A 25,677-nucleotide genomic window follows, 5' to 3' on the forward strand; every position below is an offset into this window, starting at 1 on the left:
TTTTGGGCTTTGATGTTCTAGACCAAACGCAAAAACTTTTTCTTGCCTATTTGTAAGACTTTACCTGATAGCTCATCCACACTTGCAAAAGTGCGATCGCCTAATTTTTCACCATCAAGTTTGACTGCGCCATTTTTGATTTGGCTCTGAGCTTCGCTGTTGCTCTTACAAAGTCCTGAGGCCTTCACTAGATAATGCAAGGGGACGGGAAAATTAATTTGGGCAAGATCAAATTCGGGAATATCGCCTAGATCTGCAGTATTGCCAGCGAGGACAATTTGTTCAGCATCACGTTGTGCTTGTAGAGCAGACTCAGGACTATGGTATTGACCAACGATCGCAAGTGCTAGTTGTTTTTGCTTCTCGCGAGGATTTTCTGGGAGTGTCTCTAGGTCAATATCAGTGAGCAACTCAAAGTATTTATCAACAAGAGCATCAGGCACTTTTTCCAATTTGGAATACATACTCAATGGCTCGTCGGTGAGTCCGACATAGTTACCAAGAGATTTAGACATTTTCTGCACACCATCTAAGCCAACTAGTAAGGGGAGCAATAGTCCAAACTGCGCTGGCTTGCCTTGACGATTTTTGTCTTTGAGTTGTAGGTCGCGCCCTACCAAAATATTAAATTTTTGATCCGTGCCACCTAGCTCCACATCGGAGTCGATCGCTACCGAGTCATAGCCTTGTAATAAAGGATAGAGAAATTCATGCAAATAAATCGGGTTGCCTTTTTCATAGCGATCGCTAAAGCCTTCTTTCGCAAGCATCTGACCAACGGTCATACTAGCTTGCAAATTAATAATTTGCTGTAAATCAAGTTTGTTTAGCCATTCGCCATTTCGACGTAACTCAAAGCGATCGCTAGAAAAGTCAAGAATTTTCTTGGCTTGCTCTAAATAAGTTTCGGCATTGTAAGCAACTTCTTCAGGAGTTAGTCTTGGGCGGGCTTCAGAGCGCCCTGTCGGATCGCCAATTTGAGCCGTGAAGTCACCGATAATTAAGACAGCTTTATGTCCTGCATCTTGGAATTGACGTAGTTTTCGCAGTGCAACAGTATGTCCAAGGTGCAGGTCAGGACGAGTAGGATCGATGCCTAGTTTAATGCGAAGGGGGCGATCGCTCTTTTGAATGCGATCGCTCAAGTTGTCAGTTTCGCTATCTGGAAATATTTCGACAACCCCGCGTTCTAGTAGGGTCGATAGATTTGCTTGGGTTGGGATTTGGGACATTCTAAAAAGTTACTTAAATTTTTATTAATGATAAGGCGAAATCACGAGGTCTTAATCATACTACGCTAAAGGTTTGAGGCTTTTAGAGGTTCTCGCTCATTAATCGATAAACCTGTGATTTGAGAAATTGTGCGAACATCCAATAGATTCAACATTTTTCTAGCTATTTCAATTGAGCTTTGAAGATCTTTTTGAAGGCAAAGTCGATTTTGGGATTGATGAAAATCATATTGGTAATTAGTTGTTGATGTTAGTGTAACCGTCGGGACATTGCACCGCTTTGCCATCAAATTTGGGTAATCCAGCCTCCTTTGTAGTTGGCTCGTTTGATTCACAAAGAATAGCTAATGTTGTAAGGTCGTTACTTGAAGATCCAGTCACATAAGAAACTCCTAGATAACTCTTTAGCCCTTCTTTTTTTGCAAGAGCAGTTTGTACAGCAATTTCTGGATAATTTTTGATATTTGCAGTTTTAATCGAACCAATAGGCTGAGTTTTGTATCGATAATTGTCAGATTCTGCGACGATACCTACTGCAAGCTCGTCAATATTCTTTGCCCATCTGTCCTTTTCAAGATAATGGGCTTGCTGACTCCTATTCATAGCTCCAGTATAGGTTTTGGCTTCTGATTGTCTTGCTTTTTTTGCTTGATTGGTAAAATAGACAAAGGGATTAGGTAGCACTTGTGCATCCTTAGGTAAAACTGCTACATCAGATACTTTGGTGATTGTGCCAAGTTCGATCGCCTCTTTCTCGTTTGTTGGACTGAGTGCCGTGATTTTACCTTCAGAAGAAATGATAATTGTGACTGATGAAGTTCCTGTGGGTGTGCCATTGGCTTCTACTTTCCAAGTGCCAGCACTTTGTATCTGTGCAGATTTATTGAAGCTTAGGATGCCGAAGGCAATTGCACTAATTATGAGTGTCGCACCAGATCCAAATGCAAAATACAACCAATTTTTAGGACTACTTTGAGGTTGATTAGACATGGGTTTACGACACTTAGCGAATTGATTTGTACGAGTATAACTACTTTGTACGAAACCTCAGGATTTATTAAGGCAAAGTTTATGTTTTTCGTGCTTAACTGATGTTACGTGGAACTCAGATGAAGAATCTCTTGCTACTAGTCAAGCAGGGCAACCACGGGGAGCATTGCCCCTACCTAAATAATTTAGATTTTGTAGGGGCTGTGCCCCCGTGCCAGCCCCAGACTCTCGCCATTGGTAGGAATTCCTTCCACGTAACATCAGTGTTTAAGTAAAGCGAAAAATGGTGTTAGGGAATTGAGAATAGAAAGCTTCCGAATTAGAGATTTTGGCTGACCAGTCATTTCGCTCCTGATTATGAGCACAGTTTTACCTTTCAATTGTTTTTGGCGTTTGAAATGACTGAACCAGAGGAATGGGAAAAAAAGAAACTGCATTTATCTCAATTTCGCCTCATAATAACTCTCCTGTTTCTTGCAGGGAATGCAAGCGATGATAAATTCCGCCTTGAGATAAAAGCTGTTGATGTGAGCCAATCTCCACAACTTGACCTTTATCTAAAACCACAATTTTATCGGCCTCGCGCACAGTACTAAGCCGATGAGCAATCACAATCGTAGTACGAGTTCCTTGGATACGACGCATGGCAAGTTGAATCGATCGCTCCGATTCGTAATCAAGGCTAGAAGTCGCCTCATCAAATACAAGAATGTCAGGATTGACTAACAACGCCCGCGCAATCCCCAATCGCTGACGCTGACCGCCAGAGAGCCTTACACCTCTCTCACCAACAATGGTGTTATAGCCATGCGGTAATAGATGCAAAAACTCATCAACGCTAGCGATCGCACAGGCTTCCTTAACTTCAGCAAAGGTCGCGTTTGGTCTGCCGTAAACGAGATTGTCCATCAGGGTTCCATTAAATATATCGACCTCTTGATGTACGATCGCTAGGCGTTTGCGATAACCTGTGATATCGAGTTCTGTAATATTTGTTCCATCAATCAAAATCCCGCCGCCCGATGGCTCAAAGTAACGAAATAGCATCTTCACTAATGTCGATTTACCTGAACCCGATCGCCCAACTAGCGCTACGGTTTCGTAGGGTTCGATTGTGAACTGGATCTTTTCTAGAACAGGGCGATCGTGATCGTAGCCGAAGGTGAGATTGCGAAACTCCACTTTTCCATCAAAGCGATATTGGGGATATTTAGTGTTTGGATGGAGTGCGATCGCGGCATCTTGACCATTTGCTTGTTTCATGAACTCATGAAAGCGCATCATCGAAGAATAGCGACGGGCAAACACTTCGGCGAGTAAACAAATTGGCTTGATTTCAGAATAAGCCATACTTGCCAAAGTGGAAATCGTAATAAAATGCCCAATCGACATCGTTCCATCGAAGGTAGCAAATAGCGCCGCCCCAAACACGACAAATTGACAGGATTCTAAAACAGTGTCACGCACCATGCCCAGCTTTACATAGCCAATGTGAATTCCCCAGAGTGATACTTTTGCTTCCCGTTCGAGGCGATCGCTTTGGCGTTTATATTCCTTGGCTTCGTTCGCAAAAGCCTTGACTGTTTTGATATTGGTAATAATTTCTGAAGTGCGACTTTCTGTGTTTTCTTGATAGACATCAAGAGTTTCTTCAATCTTGGTAAGATCCTTGAGCTTGTGTAAACTCCCCAATAGCACCACTATAAATGACACTAAAAAGAAAGCCGAAATCCACCATGCGATCGCACAGATAATCACAAAAATGCCGAGGATTCGCACTGTTTTAGGAATCAATTGCCCTGCGATTTCGGGATATGACCACATGTGATTGGCTAAGCCTCGCGCCACCCGTCCTGCAATCCGCCCCGCGTTATGCTCATCATAAAATTCGATGGGCAAGGTCAAGATTTTGGCGATCGCCTTTTGGGTTTGGTCACGACGAGTTTTGAGAGCTATTTCCCAATGAAAGTTATTTGCAAACCAGACCTGTATAGGTGCACGGATGACTGTGACTACAAAAATCAACCCCGATAGAGTGATTAATGAAGTTGTCTGAGTCAGAGGTTGACCAAACAGACCCAATGCTCCTACAACCAAGTTATTAATTTCGCGATCAAGCGATCGCCCTGATAGTACATTTAGGATCTGTCCGACCGTATAGGGAACAGTCAGATCGATAATTTCAAATGCGCTTGAACCTGCAATGCTCCAGATCGCCTTTGTCCGATAGCGTTTAAAGTAACGTACTACATCCCACAAATTTGCTGTCATGCTCGTCAAAATCCAATAAGTATTTCCGCAAAGCCTCATTCATAATCGTTTGATAACCATTGCCAGCAGAGTTACAATGTTCTCGAATGATTCAAGTACATCATCATCAATATAAATCTTTATGCGGGTCTTGCCTGTCTGAGGAATCACAGCCCCACGCTTAGCTTGGCTAATCATGTTCCGTCTTCATAGGAAATACACTCTACAAAAATCAACAGACAGGCGATCGCCTAGCCTCACATAATTTCTTCAGCCAAAAGCTTACCCTTGACACGTTCATATTCATCTTCAAGAAACCACTCTTGGGCTGCTTGATAGTTTGAATGAGAAACTACGAGTTTGTAATCTGATGCAGGATTAAAAACATTACATCTACCATCATGATCACCGACAAGCATCAGGACTTTAGGTGGGAAAGGGATGGGATCAACCCAAAGTTCGATAAATTTCCAAGTCTTAGCCTGTTTTTCGAGGGCTGGTACGAGGGATTGCATGATACTCACCTGTAGCTTTTAGGACTTTGATCTCACCGTAGTAAAGAGACGTTTGGCTAGAATCTACTCTAATTATGTAACCAATTGGCTCGGCAAAATACAACCCATACCTTTCATAGTCATCATCTTCATTATTGATACCAGTTCGTTCTCCATCTAAGATGATAGCCTGTATAACTTTTTCTAAGGTTTCGCGATCGCTAAAAATATGCGCTCTACCTTCCCTTCTTAGCAATCGTTGAACTTGGGGCGTATTTGGCAAATGTTTATCAATCAAACTTGATCTAGGGTTGGGAGTAATACGTCGTTTGATTCCTGCCATGAATATTCAGTAACTAAAGTGCGTTACTGTCAACGTAATTTATATCTCAGTAAAAGTCTCAAGTTTTATACGGATTTACTACAATTGTTAAGTAATAGTTTTTTGTTTAAGCATAGATTTTTATCTATGCAATTGCCAAGATAAATTATGGTGAAAATCATAGACTTGCTACTTTTTAACACATATTCTCGCCTCAACATGACGATATACTGATAACCATCAAGGTATATCTACTTAAATAACATAACCAATAGAGTCAATTGCTGAAGCAATAGCCCAAGCCGTGACTTAAAATAACAAACGTTTAGGATGTGCTGCATATCCTAGATAACTAGCAAAAACTAGCACTACTTAACCAGAGCAACAGTTTACAGAGTAAAGAGGCGATCGCAAATCATGGTGATGATTGAAACCAAAGCCGAACGCATGGTCATAAATATGGGACCTCACCACCCATCCATGCACGGCGTTCTCAGACTTATCGTCACGCTAGACGGCGAAAACGTAGTTGATTGTGAGCCTGTTTTAGGCTACTTACATCGCTCCATGGAGAAAATCGCCGAAAATCGCACGATTATCCAATATTTACCCTACGTGACCCGATGGGATTACCTCGCGACCATGTTCACCGAGGCGATCACCGTCAATGCACCCGAAAAACTAGCTAATGTGCCAGTGCCGCGTCGCGCCAGCTACATCCGCATGATCATGCTAGAACTTAGCCGCATCGCCTCTCACCTACTGTGGCTCGGCACATTCGTCGCAGACATCGGTGCACAAACACCGTTTTTCTACGTCTTCCGCGAACGGGAAATGATCTATGACCTGTTCGAGGCAGCAACAGGGATGCGGATGATGCATAACTATTTTCGGATCGGGGGAGTTGCCGCAGACCTACCCTATGGCTGGATCGAGAAATGCGAAGACTTTTGCAATTACTTCGTACCCGTTATCGACGAATACGAAAAATTAATTACCAATAATCCCATCTTCCGTAAAAGAATTGAAGGACTTGGCACGATTACACGCGATGAAGCCATCAACTGGGGCTTATCGGGACCAATGTTACGTGGTTCAGGTGTAAAGCTGGATTTACGCAAAGTTGATCATTATGAGCTCTACGATGAACTCGATTGGGATGTGCAGTGGGACAATGGCGGCGACTGCCTCGCCCGTTATCTCGTGCGTGTACGTGAAATGCGTGAATCATCGAAAATGATCCTGCAATGTCTCAAACAAATTCCTGGTGGATCTTACGAAAATCTCGAAGCACAGCGAGTTCTTGCAGGACCCAAGAGTGAATGGAACTCAATGGACTATCAGTTCATTAGCAAAAAACCATCACCCACCTTCAAGGTTGCATCGGGCGAGCATTATGTCCGAGTTGAAGCCCCAAAGGGTGAACTAGGTGTATACATCATCGGTGAAGATAGCGTCTTCCCTTGGCGATTCAAGATTCGTCCACCAGGATTTATTAATTTGCAAATCTTGCCGGACTTAGTGCGCGGCATGAAGCTCGCCGACATCATGGCAATTTTAGGAAGTGTGGACATTATTATGGGTGAGGTCGATCGCTAATGTACGGTGGAATTGATTTACAAAGATCTTTAATTGAAATCCTGACAGGGCTGGGCTTACCCGCCGATGTCGCCAAAGTGATTTGGATGTTATTGCCCATGGCAGTAATGGTTTTAGGTGTAACCGTGGGCGCATTGGTATGCACATGGCTAGAACGAAAAATTTCTGCTGCTGCTCAACAACGGATTGGACCTGAATATGCGGGACCTTTTGGACTGTTGATCCCGATCGCTGACGTAGCCAAGCTAGTTATTAAGCAAGGCACGATCCCAGCTAAAGCCGATCCTTTACTCTACACAATCGGACCAGCGCTGGTATTTACATCTGTCTTCTTGTGTTATTTAGTCATTCCTTTTGGGCAAAACCTGATCATCTCTGACATCGGTACGGGCGTATTCTTTATTATTGCCATTTCCAGTGTTGCCCCAATTGGTCTGCTGATGGCGGGTTACTCTTCCAACAATAAATACTCTTTATTGGGTGGATTACGAGCCGCCGCTCAGTCGATTAGCTATGAAATTCCGCTTGCATTAGCTGTACTTGCTGTTGCCCTGATGACCAATGGACTTAGTACGATTGACATCGTTAATCAGCAAGCTGAGTATGGCATTCTCTCATGGAATATTTGGCGGCAACCAATCGGCTTCGTGATCTTTATCATTGCGGCTCTTGCAGAATGTGAGCGGCTGCCCTTTGACTTGCCTGAAGCTGAAGAAGAACTAGTAGCTGGTTATCAGACTGAATATTCAGGAATCAGATTTGCTTTCTTCTACGGTGGTTCCTATGCCAACCTTTTGCTTGCAGGATTGCTCGCCTCGATTCTCTACCTCGGTGGATGGGAATTGCCTTTCCCGATTGACAGAATTAGTGGAGCTTTAGGTATTGAGGCAAATACAGCTTGGTGGCAGGTTTTAGCTGCATTTATTGGGCTAACTTCAACCCTAGTCAAAACATATGCTTTCATCTTTTTTGCGATCCTCCTGCGTTGGACTGTTCCTCGCGTTCGCATCGATCAACTCCTCGACCTCGGATGGAAATTCCTACTACCAATTGGACTTGCAAATCTGCTGATTACCGCAGCTTTGAAGTTGGCTTTTCCTTTTGCATTTGGCGGCTAGAGACTGTTTGAGAAAGTATGCAAATCGTACTTTCTCAAAGATAAACCTAAATCATCAATTACCATCATGCTGAAATTCCTCAATAAAGTTGGTGAATACACCAAAGACGCTATCCAAGCTGCCAAGTATATCGGGCAAGGCATGTCGGTAACATTTGACCATATGCGTCGTCGTCCGATTACTGTGCAATACCCCTACGAAAAGTTAATTCCTTCTGAGCGTTTTCGTGGACGCATTCACTTTGAGTTTGATAAGTGTATTTCTTGCGAAGTATGTGTGCGTGTATGTCCGATTAACTTGCCTGTAGTTGATTGGACATTCAACACAGAAATGAAGAAAAAGGAACTCAAGAGTTACAGCATTGACTTCGGAGTATGTATTTTTTGTGGTAACTGTGTGGAATACTGCCCCACTAATGCCTTGTCAATGACCGAAGAATACGATCTGTCTACGTTTGATCGCCATGAATTAAACTTTGATAGCGTCGCCCTCGGACGGATGCCTACCAAAGTTACTGAAGATCCTTTTGTTACGCCGATCCGTGAGCTTGCCTACTTGCCGAAGGGTGTCATCGAAGGGCATGAAGTCCCTCACACTGCTAGACGTGCTGGCTTGCGCCCTGAAGAAATTGCTGAAGCCACCTCTGACAGCAAGGAATAGCGTAAAGGAATAGCTAAATTTATAAAGATTCTCTATATACCTATAAATTTGGCTTCAAGTAAGACTATTAAAGGAGATTTTTAATGAGTAATATTGGTTTAGGTGACGGTTCACAAACTGTATCCCTAGTTGTATTAACGGCAATGCTCATAGCGTCGGCAATGGGTGTTGTTCTATTACAGAACATAGTTTATGCCGCATTTTTACTGGGTGCTTGTTTTATCAGTGTGGCGGGACTTTACCTGTTACTCAATGCTGATTTTGTTGCAGCAGCTCAGGTTTTAATCTATGTCGGCGCAGTCAATATTTTGATTCTGTTTGCGATCATGTTGGTGAATAAGCGCCAAGACTATCAAGATGTCAAATATGGGGCTTTACGCAGTGTAGTTACTGGCGTTGTTTGCTTAGGCTTGTTTGCATTGTTAGGAGTCACTGTAACTTCAACGAATTGGGCTGTTAGTCCTACGATCGCTAAGCTACCTTCGACGATGGTAGTAATTGGTCAGCATTTCTTTAGTGATTATCTGCTGCCTTTTGAACTTGCTTCTGTCTTACTTTTAGTTGCCCTAATTGGTGCGATCGTACTTGCCCGTCGTGAGCTAGTGCCTGATACAGTGACAGTTGGTCAAGTTGATGAGGATTCACTTGAGTTATTAGAAAAGCCCAAAGAGCAACTTGTTGCCTCTAAATAAATTTTGATTTCTGCCTTTGGCAGAAATCAAAATTTATTAGTAATTGAAATAAATAGTAAACAGATATGTCTTTAGAACCTTTTTTGATTATTGCCGCCGCACTCTTTTGTATTGGTATCTATGGATTAATTACCAGTCGGAATGCTGTACGTGTATTAATGTCAGTTGAATTGATGTTAAATGCTGTCAACCTTAATCTGATGGCATTTTCAAATTATCTTGACTCAGCAAGTATTCGCGGTCAAGTATTTACCATCTTTGTAATTTCGATCGCTGCGGCCGAAGCCGCTGTAGGTCTGGCGATCGTGCTGTCGATCTATCGCAGTCGCGACACTGTTGATATGGAGCAATTTAACTTGCTGCGCTGGTAAAAATTATATGTTTACCAATCCTTGAAATGGCTACGACATTTTAAGGATTGGTAAACATTTTTTGTGTAATCCTAAAAATAATGCAAAACTTGTTACAGCTAATTTGGTTAAAGCTCTCACAGCCGCGTAGTTTAAGATTCCTAGTCGTGGGGATACTTGGAGCAACAACAAATATTTTGCTTCTTGAAGCTTTAGTTGATTGCTTACATTGGGAGACAGCCTTTTTGCGATCGCTTGCAAATGTTATTGCCACTGAAATTTGCTTAGTTGCAACTTTTTTTGCTTATCGCCAGATTGTTTGGCAAATAGAAGAATTTGATTGGCGATTTGTATTGCAAACCGAATTACCAACTTACCACCTATCTATTGCTTCGGTAATCGCAATTCGTTCTTTATTATTATTTCCATTTATGGATTGGCTGGGGATTGATCTTATTATGAACACTGTTATAGGCATTGGGATCGGCGCAATTTTAACCTATACATTGAGTGAAAAATTTATATTTACGGAAAGAGAGCCCCTTTCTTGAAAATACTACCCAAAAAAGACTGACAAAAGCTATATCAAAAAATTGATTGCAGTACATAGCTTAACGCGGCACTAGACAAGGGAACTGAGATGTTATCTGTGCCCCCTGGGGAATAGGCTTCGAGTAAAGCCGCGATCGCAGCGACAGGCATTGCTATTCCAATGTCACGGGTATGAATACCGTGAGTAAGCCCGAAAATACCGATCATCACCATCAAACTGGTGACAAACATAGCAACCGATCCTTCAACGCTACGCTTATTACCAAGATGAACAAAGGTATGTTTACCAAAGCGTTTGCCGATTAGCGCTGCCATGCCATCTCCCCAAGACATGACCATTACGCCGATAACGGCATATTGCGGATGGCTATCCCATAAAAGCACTACTAAAATCGTGATACTAAGCGCGTAGTAAAACACGCCGTAGGTCTTGCGTCCCACATCGTGGATCATTGGCAAAATATTTGTATAGTGAGAGGCTAAGGCGATCGCACTAAATGTCACACCTGCTGTTACACATAGCCATGTCGGGATATGTAACCACCATGCGATCAGCAAGACATTACCAGTGCCAATATGTACAACTTTGCGAACTAGTTCTGGATCTTGCTTGAGGCGACGCAAGATATCTGAAGCTAGAAATACAAGACCTAGCCAGATAGCTACAGCACTAATCTGGATTGTTAGGGCGGTACTCGGAGAGATGTCGCTAGTTATGGGCATATGACAAGCTATCTATGTAGTCGGATGAACAAGTTTATAAGCTATTACCAATGATGATAGATGGTAACCACATGTTTTATAACAATTCACGCAAGTGCGGCGACACTTTTGGCAATTAAAAATCAAACTCAGCTAGGGGTTTAAAAATATAAGACTGCTAAGCGATTTGATGTTGTGTTAAGTAGCTAGTGTAATTAAACATAAATCCCAAAAAACTGTGATGCATGCTTCGCGTGCGCCACAGTTTTTGACCTAGCTAGTTATAACAAATTCGCAAAAGTGTGCCGACACTTCTGTGAATTAAAGAACAAACATGATAAGGGTTTTAAAAACACAAAATGGCGTAGCCATTTTGTGTTTTGGTATTAATTACAGCGATTTGCGATCAAACTCTAACTAAATAATAAATTATCTAAAAGCCTTGCAGAGATGAGATTTTAAATAATTTATTAGTTGGAGATCATAATATTTTTGTTGAAAGCACTGGTAGAATACAGAATTTTTAACTGATATTACGTAGTTTCGGCTTTAGGAAAAAGCGTTATAGGATTAAGATAAATAGCTCTTTTTTTGCTTTTAGTATTGATGTAAATAATCTTAGATAGATCAAATCGCAACCATCATCTAGCCGTGGGCAAAGCGAGCAAACATGAATCAGCCAAAGGAGCAAAAACTCCATTTTATCCGCTTTGATCGAGGTATTAGTCAGTATAATCATGACTACTTCGCGGCGCTTGGTTTACCAATCATTAGCGATCCTACTTATATACGCAATGTATATTTGCGGATTGCCCGTATCTTGCATCCCGATATATATGGCTTTTCGGCAGAAGAAAAAGAAATTGCCACGCAATATTTAGCAAAGCTGGTCAACCCTGCCTATAACGGTTTGATGCGAGATCAGGATCGCTCAGCCTATCAAGGAATATTTAAGCTCCTTGCCAAACGCTTAATGCAGAGATCTCGTAATATCCAAATTTATTCAGAAATTGCCTGTGAATTGGTGATGAATCCTAATGACGAGGTTTATGAGCGCTTGGTTACGGAAATCGCCAAAATGCAATATGAATCTCTCACCCAAATTCTGGAGCATACGGCGGATATCAGTGAGCTAAATCTGGTTTACATCCTTTATAAAGAGGGTTATCGACATGGGGCAGTCAATATGCCACCAGTACTTGCACCAATGTTGACCCGCAAAAGCACAAAACTCTCTGTAACAGTTCCACTTCCTCCACCATCCAAACCCAGTTACAACTACAATCTTCAGTATGCAACCGATCAACAAGCTAGTAATCTGCATTCTAACTCTGATGAAACAGTAATTCAGGCTAGCAAGGGCAATGATATGCAGATGATTAACAATCGGATGAAAATCTGCGAAATCTACATATCACAGAGCAATTGGAAGGCAGCGCTCCAAGATTTACGAGAGATATTGACAATTGATAAGGATAATAGTCTATGTCTTGCTCTATTAGGTGTGGTTTACAAAAATATCAATCAACCACAAATGGCAAAAGCCAGCTTCAAGCGATCGCTTCAGATTAATCCTCAAGAAGCCATAGCTCTAACTCATCTTCTGGAAGTAGACAGTCTCACTCCTAATCAAAGCAGTAATAAGAGTAGTAAAAGCGATCGCAAACCAAATCTTCCAACTATCAAAAAGACTATTGCTCAACCACAAAAGAGCAGCTGGCTATCGCATTTACTAAAATGGGCTTTTGCCAAAAAATCCTAAATAAACAAAATGGAAGGTAGTCCTTCGCGCCTCTAAGCGATCGCTTTCTCTCGCTCTATAATCAAACAATGACAACGTCGGAGAAAAATTGCAATGGTAACGACGATAGAAAAGCCTAAAACCATATCTCTAGAAGAATTTCTCGCCCTTCCCGAAACCAAACCCGCCAGCGAATATGCCCGAGGAATCATCACTCAAAAAGTTATGCCCAAAGGAAAACACAGCCGTCTTCAAAGTCGTTTCTCTAGAGAAGTCGCTCTAATCGCCGAATCTCCCCATATAGCCCTTGCGCTCACCGAACTACGCTGTACCTTTGCAGGGCGATCCATCGTTGCCGATATTGCCGTTATCCGTTGGCAAAATCTCCCCCGCGACAATGACGGTGAAATTAGCAATCAATTTAACCATCCTCCTGACTGGATTATTGAAATCCTTTCTCCTGATCAATCCTCTGCTTTAGTAATCGAAAAAATTCTGTTTTGCCTCAAGGAAGGTAGCGAAATCGGTTGGCTGCTCGATCCTGCGACCAAATCGATCATCATCTTCCAAAATGGCTCAACGCAGATTCACTTTGCCACCACCGAAACTCATCTCCCCTTACCCGTTCTGACAGGCTTAGAAACATGGCAGATTACCGCCAGCGATATCTTTGCTTGGCTAAAAGTTTAAAATTAATAGAGTTGTGGCGCGAAGCGCCACAACTCTATTAAATGCGTTTGATCGGCAGTGATTCACGGTACGATAACAGACGAAGACTGAGAGAACTGTATGGTGCATCAACTGCCGACTGGCGCAAAAGACTTACTTCCCCTAGACGTTGCTCAAAAGCGTTGGATCGAGAGCCGTATTCAACAAGTTTTTCAATCATGGGGTTATCAACGCATCATTACCCCTACCGTCGAACATCTGCGATCGCTTACTGCAGGCGGAGCCGTTAACCCAGAATCTGTGATCCAGCTGCATAGCAACAGCATCGAAATTTTAGGACTACGCCCCGAATTTACCGCCTCGATCGCCCGTGCCTATGCTGCCCGATTGGGAGAAAATGTAGCAACCTGTCCACAGCGACTCTATTACAACGCCAATGTATTTCGCCGTAGAGCCAATAACACCTCAGAGGAATCCTTTCAAGCTGGCGTAGAACTATTGGGTGCATCAGGCTTGCTGGCCGATGGTGAAATCTTGATGCTTCTAGCTGAAAGCCTCGATCGCGTAGAGCTGCAAGATTGGCAGATTATTCTCGGTGATGCCAGACTGACGGGTGCATTACTAGACCTACTGCCAGAGCAATATCGAGCCAAAGTGCGGCAATGTCTTGCTAGCCTCGATCGCATTGCCCTGACGGAGATGGACTTACCCGCCGATGTCAAAGGCTATGCGCTCGAACTGATTGATCTGCGCGGCAAGCCCAAAGATGTGCTGAGTCGCTTAGCTAATAGTGCATGGACATCAGGACTGACTGGCGAAATTAATTACCTCAAATCCTTAATCGATCTCTGGGACAGTACAGGAATAACTTCAGGCGATCGCTTGATTCTCGATCTCAGCTTGATGCAAACCTTCGACTATTACACAGGCATCGTGTTTGAGGTTGCCTGTAATAATTATGTTGTCGCTCAAGGCGGACGCTACGATCACCTGCTTAGTGTCTACCACCCTCAAAATGTCAGCTACCCTAGTATTGGCTTTTGCCTCAACCTTGAAGATTTACAGCAAGCTTTACAATCACGCTTGCCACAAACTCTTGGCACTTCTAACTGCCTAGTGGTCTCCAAGGCTGCCGATGCAATGCAAGCCGCTTTTGCCCATGCTGCTTTGTTACGTCAAGATCCAGATGTTGAAGCAATCGAGCTAGAGCTAGAATTTCGAGGTGAGGATGCTGTCCGCGAACATGCGCGATCGCGTGGTATTCCCAAAATTGTATGGGTCAGTAGTGACGGTGCGATCAGCTCAGAAACAATAATCTAAAAAAAGATGGAGCGTAAAGCACTCCATCTTTTTTTGCTACAAAAATTTCTATTAAATCTGGAGAACTTAGGGTAATCTATTCAACCAATCACTAATTTTGGTTAGATTGAGATTTGATAAATATTACTAACTCATTTAGCTACTGAAAAATCCCAAATATATTGTTTAAAAATGTTGCAAAGCAAATTTCAACAAATATACTGGTTTTCTCTAAAACGCGAAGCGTGGTATGTAAATTTATAAAATCGCTAGCCTATTTTGTAAGTGATTTGATAGTGATAGGTATGATCGAATGAGATTTCCAGAGACCGCAAAATCAACTACAAGTTTAGCTTTCAGCCTAGGAATAATAGGGGCAATTGCGGCGATGGGCTGGTACTACGTCATTGTGCCCTATAGGAAGAGTCCACAAAGACCTGTTTTTTCTAATGATCTCAAAGCTGCGCCTGTGCCAAAATTGCCGATCGCTGAGATAAAAGTGCAACCAATTCCCCAGCCCACGGTCAAAGCTAAGCCAAAACCCACTGACGCAAAGTATCAAGGTAAAGTCAATGCCAGCATTGGTCTAGTGTTTCGCGCCGATCCAAATCAGGCTGCTCGCAATGTTGGTGGTGCAGACTTTAATACCAAAGTTGCTGTAATTAAAGAAACTCCCGATCGCGAATGGGTCTTTGTTAGAAATGAAAACACTAAAGAAGAAGGCTGGGTAAGGACTGGCAACATTACCAAAGAGTGAGCAAAAATTAAAAATATAGTCGATCTCGTTGCTTCTGATAAACTCTTAAAGATTGCTCTAAGTAAGACCGACACTCCTTAAGAGTTCATAAGTAATGCCGCATCAGCACAAACACCCCTACCCTCATCAGCATCACGGACACTCCCATGATGGACAGCATCATCCAGACTATAATCGCGCATTCATTGTCGGATTATCGCTAAATGGAGGATTCGTAATTGCTGAATTTGTCTTTGGTCTATTGGCGCACTCAGTATCACTGATTGCTGATGCAGGACATAATCTGAGTGATGTTTTAGGGTTAATCATTTCATGGGTAGCTATTTTTTTATCTCGCCGTCAACCCTCCAGCCGCTATACCTATGGGTGGCGCAAGTCATCAATTTTAGCCACTTTCCTAAATGCGATCTTTTTGTTGGTTGTAACGGGTGGCATTATCTGGGAAGCCATTCAGCGATTACTGCAACCCGATAGTATGGTTGAAGGCGGAGTGATTATTATTGTTGCAGCGATCGGCATTGCGATTAATACGGGGACTGCCTTGATGTTTTTATCGGGTCGTAAGGGTGATATGAATATCCGTGCTGTTTTTCTGCACATGGCAGCAGATGCATTGGTCTCTTTAGGCGTGGTTTTATCTGGGATTGCGATTGTTTTTACCAAATGGTTTTGGCTTGACCCTGCATTCAGTCTGGTGATTAGCGCTTTAATTATTTTTAGTACTTGGGATTTGTTGAAGGATTCATTTAATTTGGCGATCGATGGTGTTCCCAACGATATTGATGAGCTTGCTGTACGTACTTATTTAGCTGAATGTCAAGGTGTAATTCAAGTTCATGATTTACATATTTGGAATATGAGTACCGTGGACACTGCGTTAACGGCTCATTTAGTTATGCCTGCGGGACATCCTCACGATGAATTTTTAGCTAAAATTAGTCAAGATTTGAAAAATATTTTTGATATCGACCATACAACTTTGCAAATTGAAAGCGGCGATCCCAATCACCCTTGTGGTTTAGCAACTACCTGCGAAAAGGAAAGTTAAATGTCAGAAATCGTATTGGATGATGGGCATTGCTTTTTTAGCCTTGATTGTGAATAGTTATTTAAGTTCTTGAATTCCTGATGTAATTTCTGGTTTTGGGATAGCAATTCTCTTGATTTGGGAAGGAATTACTATTATTCGAGATGCCTGAATAGCTTCATAAAACAATATATAGATGATGCTTTGTACTACCTAATATTGTTAACCAATACTTTGTCACTGCATAATAGATATCTAATAGAGATAACGCTGCTAGCTAATTGCGTTATCTAAATTTGGACAGAGCAATTAATTGGGTTAGCAATGCATTTTATTGATCGAGTTACGATACATGTGAAATCTGGAGATGGCGGCGATGGGCTAGTTGCATTTCGCCGCGAAAAATACGTGCCTGCGGGTGGGCCTGCGGGTGGCAATGGCGGTAATGGTGGTTCTGTTATTTTGCAAGCAACAACTGATCTCCAAACCCTGCTGGATTTTCGCTTTGAGAATATTTTTAAAGCTGAGAATGGTGAGCGTGGCGGGCCCAGCAATATGACGGGCAAAAAAGGTAGCGATCGCGTAATTAAAGTCCCGATCGGTACGGTGGTGATGAATGAAGAAACAGGCGAAGTTTTGGGTGATCTGACTGAGGTTGACCAAACTTTGTTTGTGGCGAAAGGCGGTAAAGGCGGCTTAGGCAACAAATATTTCTTGAGCAATCAAAATCGTGCCCCTGACTATGCCTTACCAGGATTACCAGGCGAAGAACTTAATCTGTATTTAGAACTAAAGCTAATTGCTGAAGTCGGGATTATTGGTTTACCCAATGCTGGCAAATCAACATTGATCTCTGTCGTATCTGCCGCTCGTCCAAAGATTGCCGATTATCCTTTTACTACGCTCGTTCCAAATTTAGGTGTAGTTTCTAAACCGTCAGGCGATGGCATTGTTTTTGCAGATATTCCTGGATTAATCGAAGGCGCATCCGAAGGCATTGGTTTAGGGCATGACTTTTTGCGTCATGTGGAACGGACTAAGCTCTTAATTCATCTAATCGATGTCACTCAAGATGATCCCCTAGCGGCGTATCACACTATTCAAGAAGAGTTGGTCGCCTATGGGCATGGCTTGGCTGATAAGCCTCAAATTCTAGCTTTGAATAAGATTGATGCGATGTTGCCTGAGGATGTCGAAGAAATTGCCGCCCAGTTTGATATTCCGATTCTCTCTATTTCTGCTGCTTCCAAGAAAGGACTAGATAAGCTCTTGCAATCAGTCTGGAAAACATTAGAAAAGTTTGATCGGCAAAATCCCTAAAAAAAAGCAGTGCTTAGCACTGCTTTTTTATTTGAACATAAAGAAATTGCCAAAGGCAGCGATCGTGGTTATTTTTCTATTTGGCATTTCAGTTTCATAAAGACTTAAAACTACAAAATTTTGCTGCTTAGTAGAATTTTCTACCAATGTCTTGATCACACCTTTGCCTTGAGAAATCAAAAATTTGCATGATTGCTGAGCGGCTACTGGAAGATCGGCAGTACAAATTGAGGTTTTGCCTGTTTCAGAAAATTGTTCAGTTGCATACTCGATGTAACGTTCTTTACTAGGATTGCTGACAGCCATTACGCCAATGACCACAACAGCACCGATTAGGATTGCTTGTAATTTCATAATTGAAATAAACAAGGTGCTTAAGTACCTTGTTCCTTAAATTTCTAGGTCTCTTTACTTTACTGACTAATTGCCACAAAAATTAGGCTGGGCATTGCAAATCCTACTTTTTGATAGTTGCGATCGCATCTTGGCTAATTTGACAAATTTCATTATGACAATGACCATTACTTGCCACAATCGTTCCCCACTGACGCAATTCCAAATTGTTGTATGACAGTAAAGAAAGATCAGAGTGAGTAAGCTGACCACCTGCCTCAGTCAAGATGATTTCAGGAGCGCAATAGTCCCAATCCTTGGGCGCAGATTTTCCTGATACCGAGATATAGACATCAGCATTGCCCGATGCGATCGCTGCAAACTTACCGCCAATACTACCAACCGCAATTTCGGCAGCCTTGGGCAATTGATGGAGAATACTTTCGAGTTGATAATTGCGATGACTACGACTAGCCACTACCACCATTTGATCGAGTTCAACTTTGTTAGAGACTTGAATGCGTTGCTGCAAGCCATCTCTAGTCTCAATATATGCACCTTTGCCTAACATCCCCTGAAAAAGCCGATCTTGAGCAGGTGTGGCAACTAGCCCTAGTACAGGACGTTGGCGATAGGTCAAGCCAATGTGAACCGCAAACTCATTAGTCCGCCGAATAAAGTCACTCGTGCCATCCATCGGATCGATGATCCAGACCCATTCATGTCCAAGGCGATCGATATTGTCTTCAGTTTCTTCACTGAGATAGGCAAAGTCTTCAGTTCCAAATACTTGCTTTAACTGGCTCAAGATAAAATCATTAGCGGCTAAATCTGCGGAAGTAACATTGCCTTCTTCGCCACCCTTAAACCTGATTTCTAAGTCTTGAGGCTCTTGATAGTACTTCATCAGAATATCTCCCGCACCCCAAGCGATCGGGCGAGCAAGCGACATAATTTCGTTTAAATTCAGCATCTTGAATTTTGGTGAAGCTAATGATTTGTACTATACCCTAACCAAAAGCCAAAAAGAAGCAAGTAGACTACGCCCACCTGCTTCTTTATTGTAGCGATCACTGACAAAATAAAAACCCAATAGGAGAATGGCGGCGCTTCGCGCCGCCATTCTCCTATTGGGTTTTATGTACTAATACACTTGGCGACAGCTATAGTTAGCCACAACCACAACCAGATTTTTTACAGCCTGTAGAGCCTTCAGGATGTCCATCGGCACAAGCTCTGCTGCAATAAGGCTTATCATTTGCCATGATTGCTGTGTCTAGGGAGACCATACAACTACATTTTGGGCAAGCACATTTGGTTTCTGTGAGAGTTGTCATATATTTAATCCTAATACAATTGAGATTAGTATATATGAATATACGTTCATATGTCAAACACTATGTGGAAAAGCGATCGCTTTTTTGTAAAATGTAACAATGCTAAATTCCTCTTCGGTTTCTCTTGACAACTTGCCGACTTGCGATCTCCATGAGATCGAGCCAACCACGTTACAAGATTTGATTCATGCGATTTTGCCAACTGAGAAAGCGCAGAATATGGCGGAATTTTTCGGAATGTTGAGCGATCCAAATCGTCTGCGGATTCTTTCAGTTTTATCAAAGCAGGAACTATGCGTTCACGATCTTGCAGCAGTAGTGGGCATGAGTGAATCGGCGGTATCCCATCAATTACGAGTTTTACGCACCATGCGTCTAGTTAGTTATCGCAAAAGCCAGCGCAAAGTCTATTACCAACTCCTCGATCACCATGTTTTAGAGCTTTATCGCTCTGTCTCTGAGCATTTGGATGAATAACTTTTTGTCAGGTTGTGAAGTCGCCATGCTAACCTTGTAGCAAATTTTTCATCCTGCCAAATTCTGCAAACAGACAATGGAAACAACATCCTTAGATGCAAATCCAATAACAGATGTAAATCCAGATGCAAGTCTAGATTCACATCTAGATGTGAATCCAGATGCAGAGCCTAGTCAACCCTCAAGTTTGACGAATAATCAAATTAATGGGACTATTAACAATCTTCCTATCACTAATCTAAATCTGGATCGAGAGTCATCAAACAGCATTTTGCCAGAAGAATTGGCAGGAATAAAACTTTCACATACCAAACAAAAAGGGGACTGCCTATATCTCTATAGTCAAGATCGAGAAGTAAGCTGTGCAAAGCAGATATTGGAGGCGATCGCCCCAAGCACACAGGATTTAGAAAGTTCAGTTTTATATGCCGAAGGTATCCACCGTCTTAAGTTGCATGGCAATGCATGGGCGTTAGGTCTTGATTTACCGATCGCTCCATCAGCGCTCGTCGCTGCTGAAATTATTGCGGCTTTACTCACCAGCTTTCGTCAAGATCCGCAACTAGCACCCAAACTTGCTCAAACTAAGCTGAAGTTACTCTTACAAAATAATTGCCTCAACTTGTTGTGTGAGACTCGCGCCGAGATTTTGCAAGCAGAGATGGTACTGCCCATGCTAAATACTCTGCGAACAGTGAGTGCATCGGAATATTTCCAATCGGTAACGGTATCGAGCCGCGTCATTGGCGAGAAAAAGCCGAGTTGGTCTTTTGAAATTGATTTGTTAGCGATCGGCATCCCGAACCCCAATGAAGAAGAGTTATTTGCCGCCGAAAATGTAGAAGATCACAGCATTGCATTTATCAGCGAAGATGAAGAGCCTAATGCTTGGCAGAAATTAGGTAGATATACTGGGGCGAAACTACTTGCGATTGGTCAGACGATTTTGAGTCTGGAATGGCTAGGGCAAACATCACCTAAAATGCTCTCTTTACCTGCTTGTATAGCAAGCTTAGCGATCGGGGTTGGGACAACGATCGCCATTGATCGCACTCTCAGTAATTACGATCAGCCCGATCAGTCAACCAAATTTGTAATCGCTGATTCTAAGATCAATTTGCCAGCAAACCAGCCAGATAATGCTCACGAAAAGAGCCTTACCAATAAATCTGCCCTTAATTTTAATATCGCTTTATTCAATGAAAAATTAGCTCTTCTTGATTGGCAGATCACAAATAAACAGCGATCGCCAGAAATTCTAATTGTTGGCAGTTCCAGAGCCTTACGCGGGCTTGAGCCCAAAACATTAGAAAAAGCATTGACTAACAAAGGATATAAAGACATCAGTGTCTTTAATCTTGGGATTGATGGTGCAACCGCTAAGGTTGTGAATCTGCAAATCACCCAAATTCTGACCCAGCCACAACTGCCGCGCATGATTATTTGGGCAGATGGTTTGAGAGCTTTTAATAGTAGCCGCAGTGACCTGACCTATGACGAAATCACTGCCTCCGTCGGCTACAAACAATTGCAGGAAGCACTCAAAAATAAAGGTGTTAGTCCAAATCCTATAACTAATCCAACAGAGATATCTAATAAATCCCCAAATCCGATCGCCCAATCCTTTGATCTGCTGTTTGCCACTTCTTCTAAGCGTCAAGAAATTCGGACTGCGCTAGTCAAGAAATTTGATCGCAATACACATATGCTTAGCAACAGCGAATCCCTGCTCGCTGCGACAATGCCCAGTACAGTCACTGCCCTTGATCCCAAAGGTTTTGTTGCTTTTGATGTCACCTTCGATCCTAATACCTATTTTCAAAAATTTCCTCAAGTTCCAGGCGACTACGATCTTGACTATCGAAACTTTGAAACTAATGGCTCCCAGTTCGAGGCTTTTGCAAATGTAGTTGACTTTTGCCGCCGCAATAATATTGAGCTTTTAGTCATGAATATGCCTTTACATGCGACATATCTTGATCAAGTTCGTAGCCGCTATGAAGCTACGTTCAATAGCAGAATGCAAGAGCTTTCTTTACGTGAAGGATTTACTTATCTCGACCTGTCTCAAGCGATTTTAAATCAAGCCGATCTTTTTTCTGACCCTAGCCACTTAAATAAAAAAGGTGCGATCGCTATTTCTCAACTCCTTGTCCAAAACCCCAAAATTCGTTGGCAAGTCCTCAAAAAATAAATCAGAGGTAAGTTGCGTCGCAACATACCTCTGGTTCTCACTCAAATTTTTAGCTTGATTTTGTAAAACTATGAAACACTTGTGCTATTTTTGCCCAATATAGTTATGCAAACAGCTATGATCGCCTTACATTGCTTTGCGATCGCTATTTAAAAATATTACTTTGCGATCTCAAAGGTCTAATCTCACTTGGGTAATGAACTCTTAGGAACTCTTGGGCTATGAATACATCAGATCAAGCGCCAACTACCGCCTCAGGCTTAAAAAATAGGACCAAAGCTCTTGCCAAACGGGGAGGTCGCACTCCCTTCGAGAGCAAACTGATTCAAGCAGGACACGCAACTTCAGACCAGTTCGATCGCGCTGTCAAGGATAGCCAAGAACAAAATGTTCCATTTATTAGTGTCCTAGAGCAAATTCTGGGGCAGCAGCTCGCTCCCGACATTACCCGCTATTACAAACGTCAACAGCTTTTTGAACTGCGTGTTCTTTACGGTATCGAACCAATCGATCCTGATGTCGAAATTGACAAATTTGATATTGCCTCACTAAGCACCTTACTCGACTCTAACATTATCCCAATTTCCAGTTGTCGAGACTGCGAGATGCTACCTCTAGTTAAGACAGAGAACAGCATCACGCTCGCCTTGGTTTCACCTGACAGCTACAAAGTCCAAAATGAGATCGCTCGACTACTCAAAAATTTGACGGTTGTCAGGAGAGTTATTTCACGCGAAGATTTTCATCGCACCTTTGACAACATTGTCCAATTCCAAGTCAACAAAAGCGCCAAAGCTGAAGGCGCTATTAGTGATGAAGATCTCCAAGTTAAAGATGATGTCTTCGGTGAAGATATTGCTGATACGGATCAAGGCGATGAGCTCATGGTTGGGGGTGAAAACTCAGCACCAATCATCAGCCTCGTCGATAAAATCCTTGTTAAAGCTCTTAAGGAAGGATGCTCAGACATTCACATCGAACCACAGGAAAAAGACCTCTGCATCCGTCTGCGGAAGGATGGCGTACTCCGCGAATACTTCTTTCTCAGCGAGAATAAGCGCTTACCCAAAAATATTATTAACGCGGTAATTTCACGCTTCAAGATTATTTCTAATCTGAACATCGCTGAAAAGCGCGTTCCTCAAGATGGCAAACTGAAACGCAACTTCCAAGGTCGGCGTGTAGACTTTCGGGTAAATACTTGTCCCACTCAAAACGGTGAAAAAGTATGTCTGCGAATCCTCGATAACTCCAATACTCAACTTGGACTTAACAAGTTGATCAGTGATCCTGAAAGCTTAGAACTGATGCAAAGCTTTGCCAAACGTCCCTATGGACTAATTCTTGTTACAGGACCTACTGGATCAGGCAAAACCACCACTCTATATTCGACCCTTGCCGAATGTAATGACCCTGGAATCAACATCAGTACAGCGGAAGATCCTGTCGAATATAATTTGCCTGGGTTGACCCAATGCCAAGTGCTACGGGAAAAGGGCATGACCTTTGCCAGTATTTTGCGCGCTTTTCTGCGTCAAGATCCTGATGTAATTCTTGTAGGAGAAACGAGAGATGCTGAAACTGCAAAAACTGCGATCGAGGCGGCACTAACAGGTCACTTAGTTCTCACTACTTTACATACCAACGACGCACCCAGTAGTATTGCCCGTCTCGAAGAAATGGGCGTAGAGCCATTTATGGCAAGTACAGCCATCATTGGTGTACTTGCCCAACGTCTCCTTCGCCGAATTTGTGACAACTGCCGCATCCCCTATAACCCCAGCCAAGAAGAACTCGATCGCTTCGGTCTACCCAGCAGCGACCTCGAAAAGACCTTCTACCGAGCTAATGTCGTCAACCGTGAAGCCATGCTTCCAGGGCAACGTGTCTGTCCAAAATGTAGCGGTTCTGGCTATAAAGGGCGTGCAGGTGTGTACGAGATCATGAAAATGACTGAACGCTTGCAAAGTGCAATCAACAAAGGAGCAACCACCGAGGTTATCAAGGAGATAGCTGTCCAAGAAGGGATGAAAACCCTAATGGCATATGCTTTTGACTTGGTAAGAGAAGGCGCTACTTCTCTAGATGAGGTACTCAGAGTCGTATATACAGACAAAGGCAGAGAAGCCGAAGAACGCGCTCGACGCGGTAAAGGACTGGAATGTGACAACTGTGATGCTATGCTCACACCCGAAACAATTGAATGTCCTTACTGCACCACGCCTAGAACTTTCTAAATTAGTATTTGAGACTTGCTCCTCGCGCAAGTCTCAAATACTGGGTTATAAATTTGTGCGAAGCGCAGTTTTTATTAGCTACATAGGGAATCATGAATTTACTAGGATTAGATCAGGAGAATAGCCCGCTATGGTAATGGACTACATCATTGAAGACTTGATGGAAGAGGTTGTAGAACGTAAAGGCTCTGACCTTCACATCTCCGCAGGGCTACCCCCTTATATTCGTATCAATGGTCACCTCACCCGCACCGATCGCGATCCGCTTACCCCTGAAGAATGTCAGCGCTTGATTTTTGCGATGCTTAACAACAATCAGCGTAAAGCTCTAGAACAAAACTGGGAGCTAGACTGCTCCTATGGCGTTAAGGGACTAGCCAGATTTCGGGTTAATGTTTACAAAGATCGAGGAACCTATGCTGCTTGTCTACGAGCGCTTTCTTCCAAAATTCCTGACATGGATGATCTAAACTTACCGCCAATTGTGCGCGAACTTAGTGAAAAGCCGCGTGGACTAGTGCTAGTTACTGGCCCAACGGGTTCAGGTAAGACCACTACCTTAGCGGCAATGATTCAAACGATTAACAAAACCCGTGCTGAACATATTCTCACTGTTGAAGATCCGATTGAATTTGTCTATGAATCTGTAAAGAGTGTGATTCACCAACGTCAAGTTGGTGAAGATACCAAAACCTTTGCTAATGCTCTCAAAGCGGCTCTTCGCGAAGATCCAGACGTAATTCTTGTAGGTGAGATGCGCGATTTAGAAACGATTCAGCTCGCTGTATCTGCTGCTGAAACAGGACACCTAGTATTTGGAACGTTGCATACCAGTTCTGCTTCTCAGACCGTTGATCGCATGGTGGATGTATTCCCGCCAGAGCAGCAGGGGCAAATTCGCGTACAACTCTCTAACTCTCTAGTTGCGGTATTAAGCCAAACCCTTGTGCAAAGACATAATCCTCAACCTGGGCAATTTGGACGGGTAATGGCTCAGGAAATTATGGTGGTTACACCTGCGATTTCCAACCTGATTCGTGAAGGTAAAACCGCACAGATGTACGGCTTTATCCAAACAGGTGGTAAAGAATCGATGCAAACCCTTGAATCGGTTTTAGCGAAGCTATATATGGATGGTGATATTACCTTTGAAGCGGCAATGTCTAAGACTTCCCGACCTGAGGAGTTGTTACGCGTTGTTGGTCCCAACCCAGCCCCAGTGATGAAGCGAAAAGCAACTGGAGATTTGCGATCTCAAGACATGATTAAGTCGCGCTCAATCAGTGGCTAGCAAGATAGTTCTCAACCCATAATTCTTACTAAAT

At 42.8% G+C, this 25,677-nt stretch carries 25 protein-coding genes; 16 read left to right on the top strand and 9 right to left on the bottom strand.

The annotated features are described in order from the left end of the window. Positions 1 to 17: 17 nt before the first annotated feature. The 5 genes from tyrS to PseudUWO311_RS17185 all read right to left on the bottom strand — a co-directional run bounded on the left by tyrS (position 18) and on the right by PseudUWO311_RS17185 (position 5,309). Positions 18 to 1,232 (bottom strand): tyrosine--tRNA ligase, encoded by a 1,215-nt coding sequence (gene tyrS, locus PseudUWO311_RS17155; RefSeq protein WP_142656463.1) that lies wholly within the window; start codon positions 1,230 to 1,232, stop codon positions 18 to 20. Between the two features lie 237 nt (positions 1,233 to 1,469). Continuing rightward, entirely contained in the window at positions 1,470 to 2,222 is a 753-nt protein-coding gene (locus PseudUWO311_RS17165) for a type IV pilin-like G/H family protein (RefSeq protein WP_142656465.1), read from the bottom strand. Positions 2,223 to 2,675: 453 nt separating this feature from the next. After that, complete coding sequence (locus PseudUWO311_RS17170; RefSeq protein ID WP_142656466.1) at positions 2,676 to 4,493, bottom strand: ABC transporter ATP-binding protein; 1,818 nt, start codon at positions 4,491 to 4,493, stop codon at positions 2,676 to 2,678. A 236-nt stretch (positions 4,494 to 4,729) separates the two neighbouring features. After that, positions 4,730 to 4,987, bottom strand: coding sequence for a hypothetical protein (locus PseudUWO311_RS17180; protein WP_142656467.1), 258 nt, complete (start codon positions 4,985 to 4,987; stop codon positions 4,730 to 4,732). Next, complete coding sequence (locus PseudUWO311_RS17185) at positions 4,950 to 5,309, bottom strand: DUF6972 family protein (protein ID WP_142656468.1); 360 nt, start codon at positions 5,307 to 5,309, stop codon at positions 4,950 to 4,952. The genes PseudUWO311_RS17180 and PseudUWO311_RS17185 overlap by 38 nt, the downstream gene beginning before the upstream one ends. A gap of 396 nt (positions 5,310 to 5,705) precedes the next feature. On the opposite strand from PseudUWO311_RS17185, the gene PseudUWO311_RS17190 reads away from it, so the two are divergent. The 6 genes from PseudUWO311_RS17190 to PseudUWO311_RS17215 all read left to right on the top strand — a co-directional run bounded on the left by PseudUWO311_RS17190 (position 5,706) and on the right by PseudUWO311_RS17215 (position 10,258). Next, a complete protein-coding gene (locus PseudUWO311_RS17190) occupies positions 5,706 to 6,887 on the top strand; it encodes an NAD(P)H-quinone oxidoreductase subunit H (protein WP_103670142.1) in 1,182 nt (393 codons plus the stop codon). After that, complete coding sequence (gene nuoH, locus PseudUWO311_RS17195; protein WP_142656469.1) at positions 6,887 to 8,005, top strand: NADH-quinone oxidoreductase subunit NuoH; 1,119 nt, start codon at positions 6,887 to 6,889, stop codon at positions 8,003 to 8,005. Before PseudUWO311_RS17190 ends, nuoH begins: the two co-directional genes overlap by 1 nt. 69 nt (positions 8,006 to 8,074) lie before the next feature. Then, positions 8,075 to 8,665 (top strand): NAD(P)H-quinone oxidoreductase subunit I, encoded by a 591-nt coding sequence (ndhI, locus tag PseudUWO311_RS17200; RefSeq protein ID WP_190303547.1) that lies wholly within the window; start codon positions 8,075 to 8,077, stop codon positions 8,663 to 8,665. 83 nt (positions 8,666 to 8,748) lie between these two features. Further along, complete coding sequence (locus PseudUWO311_RS17205; RefSeq protein ID WP_142656471.1) at positions 8,749 to 9,357, top strand: NADH-quinone oxidoreductase subunit J; 609 nt, start codon at positions 8,749 to 8,751, stop codon at positions 9,355 to 9,357. A 65-nt stretch (positions 9,358 to 9,422) separates the two neighbouring features. Beyond that, the gene (nuoK, locus tag PseudUWO311_RS17210; RefSeq protein ID WP_142656472.1) at positions 9,423 to 9,728 is read left to right on the top strand and encodes an NADH-quinone oxidoreductase subunit NuoK; all 306 of its coding nucleotides are present in this window, start codon (positions 9,423 to 9,425) and stop codon (positions 9,726 to 9,728) included. Between the two features lie 80 nt (positions 9,729 to 9,808). Further along, positions 9,809 to 10,258, top strand: a complete 450-nt coding sequence (locus PseudUWO311_RS17215; RefSeq protein WP_142656473.1) for a GtrA family protein — start codon at positions 9,809 to 9,811, stop codon at positions 10,256 to 10,258. A 34-nt stretch (positions 10,259 to 10,292) separates the two neighbouring features. Here the strand turns inward: PseudUWO311_RS17215 and PseudUWO311_RS17220 are convergent, their stop codons facing one another. After that, on the bottom strand, positions 10,293 to 10,982 hold the full coding sequence (locus PseudUWO311_RS17220) for a diacylglycerol/polyprenol kinase family protein (RefSeq protein WP_142656474.1): 690 nt from the start codon (positions 10,980 to 10,982) through the stop codon (positions 10,293 to 10,295). A gap of 649 nt (positions 10,983 to 11,631) precedes the next feature. On the opposite strand from PseudUWO311_RS17220, the gene PseudUWO311_RS17225 reads away from it, so the two are divergent. From PseudUWO311_RS17225 to obgE, 6 genes are all read left to right on the top strand, one after another. Further along, entirely contained in the window at positions 11,632 to 12,723 is a 1,092-nt protein-coding gene (locus PseudUWO311_RS17225; protein ID WP_142656475.1) for a molecular chaperone DnaJ, read from the top strand. Between the two features lie 93 nt (positions 12,724 to 12,816). Continuing rightward, positions 12,817 to 13,392, top strand: coding sequence for a Uma2 family endonuclease (locus PseudUWO311_RS17230; RefSeq protein WP_142656476.1), 576 nt, complete (start codon positions 12,817 to 12,819; stop codon positions 13,390 to 13,392). 99 nt (positions 13,393 to 13,491) lie between these two features. Next, a complete protein-coding gene (locus tag PseudUWO311_RS17235) occupies positions 13,492 to 14,691 on the top strand; it encodes an ATP phosphoribosyltransferase regulatory subunit (protein WP_142656477.1) in 1,200 nt (399 codons plus the stop codon). A gap of 292 nt (positions 14,692 to 14,983) precedes the next feature. Then, complete coding sequence (locus tag PseudUWO311_RS17240; RefSeq protein WP_142656478.1) at positions 14,984 to 15,427, top strand: SH3 domain-containing protein; 444 nt, start codon at positions 14,984 to 14,986, stop codon at positions 15,425 to 15,427. 94 nt (positions 15,428 to 15,521) lie between these two features. Then, on the top strand, positions 15,522 to 16,475 hold the full coding sequence (locus tag PseudUWO311_RS17245) for a cation diffusion facilitator family transporter (protein ID WP_142656479.1): 954 nt from the start codon (positions 15,522 to 15,524) through the stop codon (positions 16,473 to 16,475). A gap of 303 nt (positions 16,476 to 16,778) precedes the next feature. After that, positions 16,779 to 17,774: a GTPase ObgE gene (gene obgE / locus PseudUWO311_RS17250; protein WP_142656480.1), complete on the top strand. Its 996-nt coding sequence runs from the start codon at positions 16,779 to 16,781 to the stop codon at positions 17,772 to 17,774. 27 nt (positions 17,775 to 17,801) lie between these two features. On the opposite strand, the gene PseudUWO311_RS17255 is transcribed toward obgE, so the two are convergent. The 3 genes from PseudUWO311_RS17255 to PseudUWO311_RS17265 form a co-directional block, all read right to left on the bottom strand. Next, positions 17,802 to 18,128: a DUF4359 domain-containing protein gene (locus tag PseudUWO311_RS17255; RefSeq protein WP_142656481.1), complete on the bottom strand. Its 327-nt coding sequence runs from the start codon at positions 18,126 to 18,128 to the stop codon at positions 17,802 to 17,804. A 103-nt stretch (positions 18,129 to 18,231) separates the two neighbouring features. Next, positions 18,232 to 19,059, bottom strand: a complete 828-nt coding sequence (locus PseudUWO311_RS17260) for a 3'(2'),5'-bisphosphate nucleotidase CysQ (protein WP_263402972.1) — start codon at positions 19,057 to 19,059, stop codon at positions 18,232 to 18,234. Positions 19,060 to 19,276: 217 nt separating this feature from the next. Next, a complete protein-coding gene (locus PseudUWO311_RS17265) occupies positions 19,277 to 19,444 on the bottom strand; it encodes a metallothionein (protein WP_142656483.1) in 168 nt (55 codons plus the stop codon). Between the two features lie 99 nt (positions 19,445 to 19,543). Here PseudUWO311_RS17265 and PseudUWO311_RS17270 point away from each other — a divergent pair, with 99 nt between their 5' ends. The 4 genes from PseudUWO311_RS17270 (at position 19,544) to PseudUWO311_RS17285 (ending at position 25,643) form a co-directional block, all read left to right on the top strand. Beyond that, a complete protein-coding gene (locus tag PseudUWO311_RS17270; protein WP_142656484.1) occupies positions 19,544 to 19,921 on the top strand; it encodes an ArsR/SmtB family transcription factor in 378 nt (125 codons plus the stop codon). 76 nt (positions 19,922 to 19,997) lie between these two features. Then, positions 19,998 to 22,115, top strand: coding sequence for a D-alanyl-lipoteichoic acid biosynthesis protein DltD (locus tag PseudUWO311_RS17275; RefSeq protein WP_142656485.1), 2,118 nt, complete (start codon positions 19,998 to 20,000; stop codon positions 22,113 to 22,115). A 221-nt stretch (positions 22,116 to 22,336) separates the two neighbouring features. After that, positions 22,337 to 24,352 carry a GspE/PulE family protein gene (locus PseudUWO311_RS17280; protein WP_142656486.1) on the top strand — a complete coding sequence of 672 codons (2,016 nt, stop codon included), beginning with the start codon at positions 22,337 to 22,339 and terminating at the stop codon, positions 24,350 to 24,352. A 136-nt stretch (positions 24,353 to 24,488) separates the two neighbouring features. Further along, the gene (locus PseudUWO311_RS17285; protein ID WP_142656487.1) at positions 24,489 to 25,643 is read left to right on the top strand and encodes a type IV pilus twitching motility protein PilT; all 1,155 of its coding nucleotides are present in this window, start codon (positions 24,489 to 24,491) and stop codon (positions 25,641 to 25,643) included. Positions 25,644 to 25,677 lie beyond the last annotated feature (34 nt).

Origin of the sequence: Pseudanabaena sp. UWO311 (genome assembly GCF_006937785.1) — a bacterium.
Classification (GTDB): Bacteria; Cyanobacteriota; Cyanobacteriia; order Pseudanabaenales; family Pseudanabaenaceae; genus Pseudanabaena.